This window comes from Spirochaetota bacterium, assembly GCA_017999915.1.
Taxonomy (GTDB): domain Bacteria; phylum Spirochaetota; class UBA4802; order UBA4802; family UBA5550; genus RBG-16-49-21.
Genome location: JAGNKX010000003.1, coordinates 1 through 14,066, shown reverse-complemented (window position 1 = coordinate 14,066; position 14,066 = coordinate 1). Strand labels below are relative to the sequence as shown.

Annotated in this window: 19 protein-coding genes and 1 tRNA gene; 4 read left to right on the top strand and 16 right to left on the bottom strand. The window is 36.4% G+C overall.

Features of this window, described 5'->3' with window-relative positions; translation table 11 throughout:
* Position 1 precedes the first annotated feature (1 nt).
* The 9 genes from KA369_05710 to KA369_05670 all read right to left on the bottom strand — a co-directional run bounded on the left by KA369_05710 (position 2) and on the right by KA369_05670 (position 6,018).
* The gene (locus KA369_05710; protein ID MBP7735452.1) at positions 2–739 is read right to left on the bottom strand and encodes a hypothetical protein; all 738 of its coding nucleotides are present in this window, start codon (positions 737–739) and stop codon (positions 2–4) included.
* A 52-nt stretch (positions 740–791) separates the two neighbouring features.
* Positions 792–1,052, bottom strand: coding sequence for a hypothetical protein (locus KA369_05705; protein MBP7735451.1), 261 nt, complete (start codon positions 1,050–1,052; stop codon positions 792–794).
* A 95-nt stretch (positions 1,053–1,147) separates the two neighbouring features.
* Positions 1,148–1,339, bottom strand: coding sequence for a hypothetical protein (locus tag KA369_05700; GenBank protein ID MBP7735450.1), 192 nt, complete (start codon positions 1,337–1,339; stop codon positions 1,148–1,150).
* A 23-nt stretch (positions 1,340–1,362) separates the two neighbouring features.
* Complete coding sequence (locus tag KA369_05695; GenBank protein MBP7735449.1) at positions 1,363–2,139, bottom strand: DUF3293 domain-containing protein; 777 nt, start codon at positions 2,137–2,139, stop codon at positions 1,363–1,365.
* A gap of 56 nt (positions 2,140–2,195) precedes the next feature.
* Positions 2,196–2,900 carry a hypothetical protein gene (locus KA369_05690; protein MBP7735448.1) on the bottom strand — a complete coding sequence of 235 codons (705 nt, stop codon included), beginning with the start codon at positions 2,898–2,900 and terminating at the stop codon, positions 2,196–2,198.
* A gap of 10 nt (positions 2,901–2,910) precedes the next feature.
* Positions 2,911–3,420, bottom strand: coding sequence for a hypothetical protein (locus KA369_05685; protein ID MBP7735447.1), 510 nt, complete (start codon positions 3,418–3,420; stop codon positions 2,911–2,913).
* A gap of 491 nt (positions 3,421–3,911) precedes the next feature.
* Positions 3,912–4,607 carry a ribonuclease HI gene (rnhA, locus tag KA369_05680; protein MBP7735446.1) on the bottom strand — a complete coding sequence of 232 codons (696 nt, stop codon included), beginning with the start codon at positions 4,605–4,607 and terminating at the stop codon, positions 3,912–3,914.
* Between the two features lie 34 nt (positions 4,608–4,641).
* Complete coding sequence (locus tag KA369_05675; GenBank protein MBP7735445.1) at positions 4,642–5,544, bottom strand: hypothetical protein; 903 nt, start codon at positions 5,542–5,544, stop codon at positions 4,642–4,644.
* A 42-nt stretch (positions 5,545–5,586) separates the two neighbouring features.
* Positions 5,587–6,018 carry a hypothetical protein gene (locus KA369_05670; GenBank protein MBP7735444.1) on the bottom strand — a complete coding sequence of 144 codons (432 nt, stop codon included), beginning with the start codon at positions 6,016–6,018 and terminating at the stop codon, positions 5,587–5,589.
* A gap of 109 nt (positions 6,019–6,127) precedes the next feature.
* On the opposite strand from KA369_05670, the gene KA369_05665 reads away from it, so the two are divergent.
* The 4 genes from KA369_05665 to KA369_05650 all read left to right on the top strand — a co-directional run bounded on the left by KA369_05665 (position 6,128) and on the right by KA369_05650 (position 7,969).
* A complete protein-coding gene (locus KA369_05665; protein ID MBP7735443.1) occupies positions 6,128–6,481 on the top strand; it encodes a hypothetical protein in 354 nt (117 codons plus the stop codon).
* Between the two features lie 40 nt (positions 6,482–6,521).
* A complete protein-coding gene (locus tag KA369_05660; protein MBP7735442.1) occupies positions 6,522–6,701 on the top strand; it encodes a helix-turn-helix domain-containing protein in 180 nt (59 codons plus the stop codon).
* A gap of 68 nt (positions 6,702–6,769) precedes the next feature.
* Complete coding sequence (locus KA369_05655; protein ID MBP7735441.1) at positions 6,770–7,831, top strand: site-specific integrase; 1,062 nt, start codon at positions 6,770–6,772, stop codon at positions 7,829–7,831.
* A 64-nt stretch (positions 7,832–7,895) separates the two neighbouring features.
* A tRNA-Val gene (locus KA369_05650) sits at positions 7,896–7,969 on the top strand.
* A gap of 97 nt (positions 7,970–8,066) precedes the next feature.
* On the opposite strand, the gene KA369_05645 is transcribed toward KA369_05650, so the two are convergent.
* The 7 genes from KA369_05645 to KA369_05615 all read right to left on the bottom strand — a co-directional run bounded on the left by KA369_05645 (position 8,067) and on the right by KA369_05615 (position 13,763).
* Positions 8,067–9,002 (bottom strand): site-specific integrase, encoded by a 936-nt coding sequence (locus KA369_05645; GenBank protein ID MBP7735440.1) that lies wholly within the window; start codon positions 9,000–9,002, stop codon positions 8,067–8,069.
* Between the two features lie 152 nt (positions 9,003–9,154).
* Positions 9,155–9,487 carry a hypothetical protein gene (locus tag KA369_05640; protein MBP7735439.1) on the bottom strand — a complete coding sequence of 111 codons (333 nt, stop codon included), beginning with the start codon at positions 9,485–9,487 and terminating at the stop codon, positions 9,155–9,157.
* 260 nt (positions 9,488–9,747) lie between these two features.
* The gene (locus KA369_05635) at positions 9,748–10,608 is read right to left on the bottom strand and encodes a tyrosine-type recombinase/integrase (protein MBP7735438.1); all 861 of its coding nucleotides are present in this window, start codon (positions 10,606–10,608) and stop codon (positions 9,748–9,750) included.
* Positions 10,609–10,687: 79 nt separating this feature from the next.
* The gene (locus KA369_05630) at positions 10,688–11,812 is read right to left on the bottom strand and encodes a hypothetical protein (protein ID MBP7735437.1); all 1,125 of its coding nucleotides are present in this window, start codon (positions 11,810–11,812) and stop codon (positions 10,688–10,690) included.
* Between the two features lie 52 nt (positions 11,813–11,864).
* Positions 11,865–12,170 carry a hypothetical protein gene (locus KA369_05625; protein ID MBP7735436.1) on the bottom strand — a complete coding sequence of 102 codons (306 nt, stop codon included), beginning with the start codon at positions 12,168–12,170 and terminating at the stop codon, positions 11,865–11,867.
* Between the two features lie 447 nt (positions 12,171–12,617).
* A complete protein-coding gene (locus KA369_05620; protein ID MBP7735435.1) occupies positions 12,618–12,875 on the bottom strand; it encodes a hypothetical protein in 258 nt (85 codons plus the stop codon).
* A gap of 402 nt (positions 12,876–13,277) precedes the next feature.
* Complete coding sequence (locus KA369_05615; GenBank protein ID MBP7735434.1) at positions 13,278–13,763, bottom strand: hypothetical protein; 486 nt, start codon at positions 13,761–13,763, stop codon at positions 13,278–13,280.
* Between the last annotated feature and the right edge of the window lie 303 nt (positions 13,764–14,066).

Sequence of the window (14,066 nt, the reverse complement as noted above, 5' to 3'; positions counted from 1 at the left end):
CTCAAAACAATATCCCTTCGGCTTGCAAACGGTAAGCATCAATATGATTATGAGGCGATCTTGTTCCCTCGAAGATAAAAGTACGTCCTGAATCGATCCCATATCGCAGCCTCGTGTATGCCTCGCCTATCTTATCGGGTGTCGCGTGTGTTCCGATTTTTTCAATATTTCCTGTGCGATATTGCAGATACACGCCATCTCCAGGTTTTGCGATAATAACAGCGTCTTGATTGAAAATGCCTCCTATCTTCATGCAGAAATTTACGAATTTATCAAATGGAGTCATGTCTTTTGTTGACGCGAAGGATATATTTGAAATGAGTCTTCCGGCAATGTTTTTATCCTCTTCGGAATATTCATCGCTCCAATTTTCAGGGAAGAATGGTGCAGCGAGAAACAATTCCTCTACGTGTTTTTCAGAGGCTTGTCCTTTGTTTTCAATAAACACTCCGTCCACTTCAACAACTTTCACGTTTTTCCTTCTGAATTGCTCCTTCATCATAACATGACGTTTCATATTTTGATTTTTGTCTTTGTCATTACGAAACGCCGATAGTAAACATAATCCATTTTCATTAACATAACTCATCATTCTCGACATTGTGGTATTGAATGCCCATTCTTCATTGAGAATACGCTTCGTGGTATGAGTTTGAAGATATTCGGGTGATCCCAATTGAATTGTATTGTTTCTCATATCGATTTGTGTTTTTTTAAAATACTTTTTAAATCTCGACATGATATTTCCTCCTATTTAAATTCATCTTTTTCTGAATATTTTTTAAACATATTCATTTTATTCTACTTCTAACATCAATATAATTTCTAATAAGCATTTTGATTCTTTCCTTGGACATGTAATTGGCATATCCGCCTTCATAACCATGCATAAGATAACAAGCTATTTGCCGGTTAATTTCCTTAGACAACACTAATTGCTCCTCTGATTTTATTGATGATTCTTTAAAAACTATCTGGCCTTTATTAAACTTTACATCATGAAATATATTTCTAATTTCTTGCTGTAGATGATTTGCTTTTTTTGATGACATATTGTTTATCTCAGTAGTCTTCTTCAAAAAATATTGACTATTTTCGATTCGTTTAATTTACAAACTCCATACTGGCTATAATAGTTATCCTATTATTATTTCTTCCGTTGATATTCTTTATTTGTCCAATATTGTTTTCCGTTTGGAAGAACTCTTCCGCCATGAAGTCCGAAATCACTCTCCACAATAAAATATACATCGCCATCAGAGTTGGGAGGATTCTCTGCAACTTTTTCCCATCGTTTATAGATGCGATTTAATACTTCTTTTTGTTTTTTGGTTTTCATTTTCTCCTCCTACTCCACTTCAACTATCTCTCATCTAACAATTTCAGGAAAGCATCCAGTTTATTTTTGATCTGCCCCCGTTTGCTATATGAGGTATATCCAACAGTTCTTAGTGAATCTTCTATTAGATAATTAATTTCCTCCGCGCAATATTTTTGAAATTCGTTATCCAATTCATCTTCAGCATATGATAATCTTCCAAATTTTCCATGTATTCGTTTAGCGTGTATGAAGCCATTATCACTATCGTAAAACGGTATAACAAATTTCTTTCCTTTGTATTCGGAATAATAGTCTTTGGCGTTTTTTTCATCCCTGTAAAAATATCGTTCTGAAATAACTTTAAATTTGTTATCTCCGATTTTCTTTCCGTTTGCCATATGATGTCCTTGTTCATATAAAGAGAATTTCATATATGGCAGATTTTCTTTATTATAATGCTTTTCTCCAAAGATGAATTGCTCCTGATGGTATTCTTTGGCGTATTTAATCAATATACCAAATGTTATATTATATATCATGAATGGATTTTCGAGATTTCCATACATTCCTTTATGCTGTTTAACTCCAAAGAATCCGCTACGCAACATACTATATAATTCTTCATTTCGATTTTCATTTTCCTCTTTTGATAATGCCATTCCCATTGGATTCTCTGCGGTTATGATACCCAAGGTGAATATTTTAGGCGCAACTCCGTTCAATACCTGAAGCATACGCGCACGACCACTTTCAAGATAGGGTTGTTCTTCATTGGATTCGTTTTGTGCTTTTTCAATATAATCTTTAAATTCTTTCATGGTGTTCTCCATTATTCCACTTCAATGATCTCAAAGTTTGCGTACAGTTTTCCTTCCTATAAAATAATATGTCCTTGTGTTCTCATGAAATAGTACGAAAACATGCTTCCAGGAACTTCAAATCCCTCAAACACAAATGTTCTTCCCGCATGATTGCCTGTTTTGAATCGTGAATACGCCTCTGCGACTTGATCAGGCAGAAATATTCCCTTTTGGATTTCAACACTTCCATCTTTTTTTATTATCATCAAATGAGAGAATTCCTTCGATGGATCACGCACAACAACAGCATCTTGATTGGGTTCGAATTTGGTTCTTAATTCTTCCGCGAAATCAACAAATTCATCGGGTGACATTTTTTGATTATATGGTATGAACAATGAAAGTTCAGACACACGCTTTTCATCTGGTTTTCCCCTGTTTTCTATCCATACGCCATCCAGCACTGAAAAGCCTCCTAATCTTTTTTGAACAATATCCTTCAGTTTATCATGGCGTTTTAAATTTTCTTCCAATGAATTCTCTCCCCGAAATGCCGATACAAGGATAAATCCCTTTTGTCCATGTTGCCATATTCGTGATAACGAATCTTCATTGAATTGCCTGAATATGACTGATTCAGAATATTCGGGAACAATGTACTTATCTTCGCAATATTGTTGGTGTTCGTTGTACATACGCTTTGTATATGACCCACGATATTTTTTAGAGACTTGCTGTTGATAGGATTGAGGATTATATAGCGATATAGTTCTTTTCATATCTAATCTCCTATTCCACTTCAATGATCTCAAAGTTTGCGTACAATTTTCCTTCCTTGATGTAGCGCTTATAGCCAGGGCATTCGCTTATCTCGATTGCGTAGTATCCCGTTTGCTCGATCATCTTATCTATGTCAGTGGTTTCAAACCACTGTGCGATTCCATGCTTTTCAAAGTCTTCAACGAATATCTTTGTATCATGGCGATACACTTCCTTCTGCGTTTCGGAATCAAGCGTTGTTGCGGTATAACCATGATTGCGCCTATCTTCGGTGTTGAATGTGTCTCTCCGCCAATCGAGTTGAATGCCGAATTTCTTTGATTTGGAAATAATGATAAAGTGTCCCTTGGAATCTTTAAAGACATCGAGAATGATATCGATGCCTTCACGAAGGGCTTTATCAATATCTGCCATCTCAATATTAAGCACTTTTTCTTCAAAACTATTGAGTGAATGCTTTATTACGATCACATGACGTTCATTATGAAATAATATTACTTTGCCATTCAATATGCTCATCTTGAATGATGCTCCTTTTACTGCATAGCTCGCCTGTTCCGGTTATTGCCGGATTTATCAATTTAAAGCGATAGGTGTCTTAATGTTATGACGCAAAGAATGAGAACTGATACTTAATCAATTTCTACTCTTTGATATGTATAAACAAAAAGAACACACCAAGAAAAAGGTTATTATGTGGTAAAACTTTGAAGATGGTTGGAGAGGATTGTTTGTATCATGTTTTGCCTCACGCTTTAGCAATATTTTTGAACGCCTGCAAGCTGTGATCAAATCGGCGTTAACAATATATAATAATCATTTAAAATGAAATCGTCAATACCTTCAGTAATATTTATATATTTTTTAGATTAATTCTATCATTCTATTTCACATTCGTATTTTCTGCATCGAATTCTGATTTTTTATTGAATTAGAAAAAATATAATAATTGATGTATGACAAATAATGACATATCAATTGCATTGTGGTCCATAATTCAAGATTATCGATCATCCTACATAACCTACATCTTCAAGTAGTTCACTCTTTCTTGCAGCCATCATGGCTAATTTATCACATTTTTCATTTATCGGATTACCTGCATGCCCCATTATCCAATAAAATGAAACATCGAGATTATTTAGTATCAATAGTAGTTTTTCCCAAAGATCACGATTTAAAGCAGGATTTCCATCTTTTTTTATCCAATTATTTGCTTTCCATTTTTTAGCCCACCCTTTGTTTATACTATTTACTACATATTGGGAATCAGTATATATTATTACTGGAAAATCTTTATTATCAATATTTTCAAGAGCAACAATAACTGCCATCAATTCCATTCTATTGTTAGTAGTATATCGATAACCACCTGTAATCTCTTTCTCTTCTCCATTTGCAATCTGGATAATTCCATAACCTCCAGGTCCTGGATTATTCTTACATGAGCCATCAGCATATATGATAATTTTACCATCAACGGAAGTCGTAACTTCTTCAATGTTCTCAACTGACATTACACCTGGTTGTATAACTTTTTTATTGCTGCCTCTATATCTATTAATCCATTCCCTTGCTAAGTCATATTTGGGAAAGCCCTTATAAATTGCACCGGAATATCCATCAACTTGCAACTTGGCATCATACCATTTTTTATAGATTCCTGGTTTCCGCCCTTTTGCTACCGCATAATATTTTTTTTCCATCATCTCTTCATCCTCCTAATTGTATGATATTAAATTATATGTAAGACTCAGCACAATATTTAATTTTTTTATCTAACTCCTGAATCACGTCCTTTGTTTCAGTACAAAATGGTGTTTCAGCAATAGATTTCAATTTTTTCATCAATCTGTGATGGTTTGATTTCGAAGTTTCTATCTTATGTAACATAATTATAGATTGCACTTCATTATATCCTAATGCTTTTAAACCTTCAGCGGCCAAATAAATCTCTAAGTTCTTTGCGTTTGTTAAGTATTTATTATTTGGTTTTACCTTCTTTACCTTTTCAATATCAAAATATGTACTTTGCCATGCACTTAACGCTTTACTGTAAAATTCAAATGAATACAAATCTTCCATCTTTATCTCATTCATATTAAAATAATTGCTCATTCGCTTTTTTATTCGCATTTCATATCGCAATACATTTCTTCCGTAATAAATCTCTGGTACTATTTTACGTTTGTTTTTTAGTTCTTTAGTTTTATCATAGAAAGTAACTTTTTGCAATGAATTGATATAATACTTTGTTTCATTTTCCATATTCATGCATTTAAAATACCTCAAACTGCCCAGGGAATCCAAATATAAGCCGATAGAATATTTCATAATTAAGTTATTAGTTATTTCAATCTGACATACATTTGCTTTACCAATATTAACTGATAAATAATCACTCAATTGTTCTATCATAAATTTTGTATCTACTCTGTTTAATACACAAGCATTAGTATTATAGTAATACTTGGGGAAACTACCATTTATAGAAATCTCGTTGTCATTTTGCCTGAAACTCAAATGATTGATATTTGTTTTATATGATATCCTACCATACGGATCTGATTCTGTTATAATGTTAGGTAGTCTTTTATATACTGGTTCTTTAGTATACATTCTTATTTTGATTAAATCGTACATTCGATAGTCCTCGTCGCAAAAAGTGTTACTATTTCCATCTTATTAAGATGTAATAGTAATTATATTATTATTTTTTAACTTTATAATCTCATTATCAAGATCACCGTTGACAAGTAATTGATAAAGTTGTAATTCATACGGTCTATTATTATTACTTATATACAACTCCAAATAATTTTCTTCGAATACTATTATTACAGCATCCTTGGAATCAAGGATACAACCATGTCCGTAATTCTTAAAATCATTATCTGGAATATAACCATGTATGATTTCTGTACCCCTATGATTAGTAATAACAACACCTGGAATTTTAAAATTTTCTTTATTTATCAATAAATCAACATACTGAAAGTCTTCATCAGTTGTTTTAGGCAATTCAGCTATATTTTTTGTATATTCAAATAAATTGAATCCAAAAATGTTATTATTCTGATAAGTGTTATGAAACCTAAAATAATAATTTAGAATCATGGCATTAGTTTCACTGTTTTTTTGTTGACATTTTTTATTGTATAACTTATGTTTACAAATGTAATACATTAGTTATACATCGTCAAGGATTTTTTTATAAGGAGTTTATATGAAAGAGAAAAAAGTTATAAACAAAGACGCTGATAATCAGAAAAAAACTGACTTATTAACATTTCGTTTAAATCCATTTTGGAAAAAAACTATTTTGAAGATTGCTGGATTTGAAAAAGTGAGTGTTGGTAGCTTTATAGAATCAGTTTTACGTCCAATTATGGATAATTATCTTACACTAACGAAAATATTACAGAAAGAACAGGAAACAACAAAATACTCCCTAACATTTCCGATGCTTATTGAAAAAGCAATTAATGACTTAATTGATAAAAAATGCAGAGAGTATAACATCATTATTGGCGAATCCAATAAAGGTCCAACAAAAATAGAAGAAGATGCAGGAGAATAATATTAAAAATTCTTTAGAATACATAAAATGAGGTACAGTAATGGATAAAAAACAATTAATTAAAACAAATGAATTATCTGAAATAATATCAATACCACCCTACACTATCAGAAAAATGGCGAGACGGAAATTAATACCTGCCTATAAGGTAAATAACACATTCCTCTTTGATAAAGAAGAAGTAATTAACTGTATTAAAGAGAGTGGTAAAATTGATTGACGATAAACACTATACCTATTATAATATAGGTGCTGATGGTGTAATCTCGCCAAGGAGGAAATGAGATTATGCCTTACTATAAAGATCATAACCAAAAAGGAGTACCTGCTGGTAAAACAAAATACTACTTCGATGCAAGTTACAATGGTCAACGTTTTCGGGAACGAGTTGTTTGTCGAAGCATTGAAGCACCCCGCAAATTCGCTGAATGGGTCGAAATGTGCCAGGCGGGAAGTAGTGGCGGAGACAATTTACTATTCGAATTGTTCGAACGTTACCTGCAAGAATTTGTCCGGGTACATAAGTCTAACAAACAGTACAAGACCGAAGTTGTCTTTTTTGCCAACAGGCTTAAAAAGTTCTTTCAAAACGAATATCTGATCGAAATCAAGCGATGCCATATCGAACGCTATCTCGCATGGCGGGCTGAGCAAGAAGGGCGAAATGGAAAAGTCTCTCGATCTACACTGAATAAAGACCTGAACATTTTGAGTTCGTTTTTTTCGTGGTGCATACGGCATGAGTATTACAATAAAGTAAGCCCCTGCACTCAATTGAGAAAAAATGAACAAAATTTTCGCCATGTCAGACTTAATGGAGCGCAGATTGTCGAACTCCTTAAAAAGTCTGTACAATTCGGGGGTCTTCATACTGTCGTAATGCTTGGTGTTTTTACAGGCTTACGGAAAAGAGAAATGATGCGATTAAAATGGGATGATATTGATTTTGAGACCAGGCACATTGAAATTCGTGCCGAAAATTCAAAATCGAAAAAAATGCGATCTATCCCTATGCCTGATCTGCTGTTCGATTATCTTATCAAACTCGAACATACATCCGAAAAAGTGATTACTATCTCAGACTCTACGCTAAAGAGACATTTCAAAGAGTTTCGAGAAACCTTGTCTTTCAAGGACAATTTAACAGTTGATCGCTTAACCGTGCATGACTTACGACACATTTATGCAGGGCTTATGCGTGACTCGGGAGTCAGTCTGGATGACGTACAGCACTTTCTCGGACACAGTTCGCCAGTAGTGACACACATGCGATATGCACAGGCAGGTGGATTCGACGGGGTTTCCAAGGTAAACCGTATCGTCAATATCATTGAGCCCAAGGTAAATTGACAATTTACCTCCTGCTTTTCTAAATCGCGTCACAAGAATGTCACAAGAAAATCGTAACCCTTGATTTTTTCAGGGGTTACGAGAGAAAACTTCTGCCTTACAAGCAGAGGGTCACTGGTTCAAGTCCAGTAGCGCCCACAGATAACCCTTGATAAATTCAGGGGTTACAGTTTCAGACCCATCACTAAAAAGCCTCTCATACCTTTGGTTGTCCACTTTTTTGTCCGCTCAGCCCCTAGTGTACATGATAGACTTCGGTCAATCTGTCTACCTTTGCCCTCCCATCTTCTCCACCGCGCTGTGCGTACCTCCTGATAGTCAATTCGACTGACGAATGCCCCATATAGGCTTGGATGTCTCCTAGGTTGACCCCTGCGTCCCTGAGCGATTGGGCATACACGTGCCTGAGGTCATGAAACGTCAATGTCAACCCATTGGGAAGGGTTGCGAATGACAGGGAATCCCGAAACCGTTCCCACTTGTACCAGAATCGATCCGCCCTGACCCTTGTGCCGTGATCCATGAGAACCCACTCACCTTCCCTCTCGATCCCTGATAGATGATTTTCAAGAAACCCAGGGAGCGGAATCGTCCTTTGCTTCTTGCTCTTTGTCGCCACTGCACGGAGATTAATGACACCTTGATACGGGTCTATATCCCCCCATTGCAGCTCTAAAACTTCTTTCTTTCTTAACCCGGCAAAAAGAGCGAGCACGACCCCTGTATACAGCCAACCATCTTTACAGTCCTTTGCCTTGCTGAGCAGCTCAGCAATCTGAGCCGGGTTCAGAATGACAAGCCTAAAATTATCTTCCGAATCTTTGCACCGCGAGGCGGGATTCGACCGGGTGTAATACTCTCGATCAATGCACCAGTTGAAAAAGACAGACAGGACGCTGACTGATTCGTTTACCGCACGGACTGATATTTCCCTCTTGTGAAGAACAAGCGAATGCTTTCTGCGCCATTCTTTGAAATCTTTAATATGGGCACGTTTAATTTCAATGACCTTTACATCCTCATGAATGTCCCGAAAGAATTGTCCAAAAAGCGTTAATTCTTTCCGATGCAATTTAAAATATTTCTCTGGCTTCCGTTCTGCAATATAAGCCAAATATAAATCGATTATTTCAAAGAGCTTCCGGTCACGATTGACAATCGTGCCGTCCATGATTGACCTTACCCACTCATGGTAAACCCTTTCAACGGTTGTCCGATAAACTACAACCGTATTACGGTACTTTTTATTATTATGCTGCAAATAAAAACGATACCGCGTTCTACCATGAGTCCGATTTTGATTCTTATGTTCTAGAAAAGGCATTATTGACCTCCCTTGCCACCGGGAAGGTCATTGCAACGTTGCTCTTGCATCTTCACAACGTTGCCCCCTGATTTCAACTTAATTTTAGTACCCTCGATGATTTTTACAATCTCGGCAACCTTAAATAAATAACCTTTCTCTGTCACCCCATACACCGGGAAAACACCTTCCCGCGCTTTCTGGCGAATCGTATAAACCGGCATACCGATCATTTCAGATAATTGTCTTGAGGTGACAAAAATCTTTTCCGGTTTCTGTTCCGACTCTACAAGTAAGTAATTGTTCTTTTGAGAATTAACTGGTAGGTCACTGCACGACGAAATAGTTTTCACAACTTACCTCACAATAAGATAAATTGGAAAGTGAGAGTTCTACTTCGTCGATACTGCTTGGTCTGTCTCGGCTTTCCTAAAATTCAAAGGCTATTCAAGAGTGCTCAGAATTGATTTTTCTTGCCTCCTAAAAGACTGTGCTTTTTCACTCATTTTTCATTGAAAAGCTTATACCTTTCTTAATTCTCCTTATGCCATTTTCATACCCGCTCAGGGATGTCATACCTGTTACCTTTCTTCCCCATATATACGAAATTTTACTACTCAATACCCTGTTCCTCCGCCGTCGGTGTGCCATGAAAATAATGCTGCAATGTCGTCAATGGGCTACTATGCCCCAATGCTTTTGCGATCTGATCGGCTGACAGACCCCTCACATTTTTTAAATACATGGCCTTTGAATGTCTCAGGGTATGAGCAGAAATATCAAGCTCCATCTTTTCCCGCGCTTCTTTTGCGATTGTTTTTGATACATTTCGCCTGTGATAAGGAGTTCCTGCCCTGGTTTCAAAGAGGTATTCCTTTCCTTGAAACTCTTCCCTGATGCGATCATAAACGGTTCTTGGCATATAAACTTCGCGCTCTTTGTTCCCCTTCCCCTGTCTGATCCTTATTGAGACCTTCCCATTTGCCCTACAATCGATTATTTTGATATTGGTTAGCTCAGATACCCTGCACCCGGTCCAAAACAACGCCAGGATGAAACAGGCAGTTAGCGGCTTTGCAAGGCTCGCCAGTTCCTCGACCTTCTCAATGGAAAGATAGTCATCTTCCATAACTGCCTTTTGTGGCTTCCGTCTTTTTATTGATTCAAGGGCCTCCACCAGCTTCATTTTAACTTCCGGTGGTTCATCTTCATATTGCTTTAATATATACTCTTTGAGGGCCTGTAATTTCAGGTTATAAGTGTTGGGGTTCCGATACTTCTTCAACCACTGATCGATTGTGACGACGTTATAATCGGCGTGAATATCTTTTACAAACTTATCAAACCCCTTTACAGCAGCGCTGTAAGTGATAATAGAATTTTTGCTCAGGGCCTTATTTCTAAACGGGGATTTCTTTTGTACCCGAATGTCAGCCGCTCTAATTACCGGAATTTTGTCGTCTTTTTTGCCCATTATTATTTACTACATAAGAAATGTTATGTAGTAAATATACTAAAACTCCTTAAAACCGGCAAATATTTTTGTAAATTTTTTAATCAGCATCGACAAATTTATCATGCTGGTTATTGTACATTTTCGTTTGGGCATCGTAATCAGTTTGGAATATCAATTGAATTTTCTCGTTGCCAACAGGTATTCTCCGAATACTCCCGATCCAACAAAATTGATTTGAATTCCATGCCTTAGCAAATCTTGTTGTGTAGAAAAATATTAGTTGTTTCCCATACTCTTTACCGATTTTTTCCCGATAATATTTTTCCAACACCCTAAACATAATCTCTTTATTATTGCATTCATTGATGCTTAGGCGTCTCTCAACCCATGAATGTCCCATCTCATGGCCTGACGCATCCTTCAGGGTCTTGATTGATTTATACAAGTCAACTTCATCACATACCTTATCATCATGAATTATTTTTGCATTTGATACACTTTCATTTTTTTCAATTTCTTTCTCTATCATTTTTCTTAATTTAATACCTGATTCATTGTATTTTGAATTTTGTGAAATTTTCGTAAGAATTTTCAACGCTTCATTATATTCCTTATTTCTAAAACTCTTTTCAGCCGCATTATAAATGCTCTCAAAATATTCATCTGTTGTAAGATATTTTATTTTATATGACTTTTCAATCTTCTCAATGCCCTTTCTGTTGTTGCGGCTATAACCTTCTAAAATAAAATAAAATTTATTCTCGCCCTTTATTAAGGGGACAGTTATTCTGAATTTGCCATTGGAACTTTCTATTTTTTTTCCATTCATAGTTAATCGCGTTTCATTGCCGCCGACTTGACCCGAAAAAACATACTCAGGCATAAAAATAATTTCAGCAGGTTCTTTATCAAGCGTAAGCTTGACAGCCTCATAACCTGTTGTTTTAGCCTCTATTCCTAACCCAGCAATAAAAATAATAACCCCAATTATAAATCTTCGATAGAATGGTTGCAAGAACGGCAGTTTTGCTTTATAAAATCTTTCGATCGCAGGCAAAATAAATAGTAATAAAGCGAACGTGACGATCGTTGATATTATCAGTCCATCGGCAATAAAACCAATACCCAAAAATAAACAAAATATCACAAGAATCCATTGAATAATTCTTATAATAAAAATTCCTGACTTATTAATTTGGTCGTTGCTGGATTGATTTTTCATTGTCGAAATACCTCTTTTAATAATAAAACCACTACATGATCCACATTGGAGTTTACTCTATTATTTTTTCAACACCATGACCCTCTTTTCTCAACTGTTTCAACTCTAAGGCCCCCTGACAAATGTTCGAGCATTTTTCCCTAATGGCACAATCCCGTGTCACTTCCATTACTTCTTTTTTAGTCAGACCTAATTCCAGCAAATACTTCTGTATCGAATCAACACATCCGCCAAAACACTTTTCATATTCCGCCGGGCTCCAAAGCCCTAGACTAAGTGACAGAGAAAAGTTCGTAAGTAAAGCAACTGCAATAAACATTGAAATCACCATGATGATTAACTTTACACTTGTTTTCATGACCCGAGCTCCTTCAATTATCTTTGCTTCAATATTCCCTTTCCGAAATAAAAAGACCACGCATACAGGGTAGCACGGTCTTTTCCTTGAGCAATCGGTCGCCCGAAATCAAAGTCAAGACCACCTGATATGCGTGGTCTATTTCTGCGACCGATTGCTCCGATTGATTCGGCGGGTGCTACTCCGCCTTTGAATCTATCGTTATGTCTTCTGCTTATAGCAGATTATTACCTGTTACTAAAACTTGCTCATCCTCCTTCCACCTTCGCATTTTTAATTTGCTTCAACAGGTCATGCCTGACGCCCATCAATTCTTTTATGTCCATTGTAATGATCCGCATTTGATTCCTTACCCACTCATTCTTGGCAAACCGCGACCTGTCATCTAATACCTCGGCAAGGTGCCGAATGGATCGGTTTATCGACGCCAGCTCCATTTCCAAATGCTCAATCATCCTCTGTGTCAGCTCCTCTTTCGGTGAAGGGATTGATTCTTATAATATCGATCCCGGAAAATCTGCCGGTCACGGGGTCGTGTGCTATTTCTGTTTCAATGACTTTCAGACTCTTCAATCTTTTCAAGCGGGATTGTGCCGTCCAGAAATTGCAACCCCATTGGCTCTTTAAAATCAAGGTATTGGTCGTACCCGGTTTTAGTAAGGCCGCACACTTGTACATTTTTTTAGTCAGCTTAACTTTTCCCATAACCTCTTATCACATAGCACAGATGATGAATTCTGTCAAGAAAAAGTTACTAACGGTGAACTGCCACCGCTTTGTAAATGTTGTTTGCCCGAAACTCCCCGCATATACAAATTAAAGGTGTGGGTGCCTTTCTATTTCGCATAACGCATCATATACGTTTTTATTTTAGATAATGGGGATATTAGACCCCCCTCACATTTTTTTCTTTTTTTATTTCTTTTATATAATCCCTTTTATATATTTTGTATAAATTCAGGAAAACAATGGGTATAAGACCAGGAAATCAATTTTTGGGGAAAAAGAAAACAAATCATTCACAAAGGGAAAGGTATTAAAAATAATGGAAATGTATTTCGGAAAATGATCTATCCCGGCTTGTTCTTTATGGAAAGTCTCAGCGCCTCATTTTGTTTTCCCATAAAGAAAGTCCTCATCAATTGGCATTGCTTCCCGTATAGCTTTCACTCTTTCGAACTGTTGCTCTCTTTCCGCCACCCGTAGTCTTTTAAGCTCGTCATGTAATTCTAAAACCTCCTTCGTGGGCTCAGGTACTTCATTTACCCTGTAATAGTATTTTCTCCCACTTTTTTTCCTATCAAGAAAATGGATGCTGACCAAAAACTTCATTATCTGCCATATCTTCTTGTCGCTTTTTATAGCCATTCTTCTCTTCAGTTCCTTATGCGTTGGATAAGCATACCCAAAGAAAGGATTATTTCTATCCCTGTTTATAAATGTGAACATTTGGATATAGGCCATGCTTGACCCCTTACACTGCCTCTCCATCCACGGCGACCACCATTTCAATAGTACGTGGGGTACTTTAACAAATTGACCCTTTATTTTTTTAAATTTATGTCGTCTGACATCGATAATATTATCATCCATTCTTTGACCTCTTTTTTGTCCGCCGGATCATACTCAATACCATTCATAGCAACGTAAAGCAACGACCTTCCCTGATATTGGTTTAGTTTCTGAAATTTGTTTATCTTTTCATTGCAAAACATATCAACGCATTGCAACGAATCACGACATACACTACTAAAATTCTGATTGGACAACTTACAAGCAGAGGGTCACTGGTTCAAGTCCAGTAGCGCCCACAGGTAACTCCTGACATGTTCAGAAGTTTTTTATTTTAGTCGCGCCCCTTCTTTTTTACCCCAAATATTTTAAGCGTCATTACTA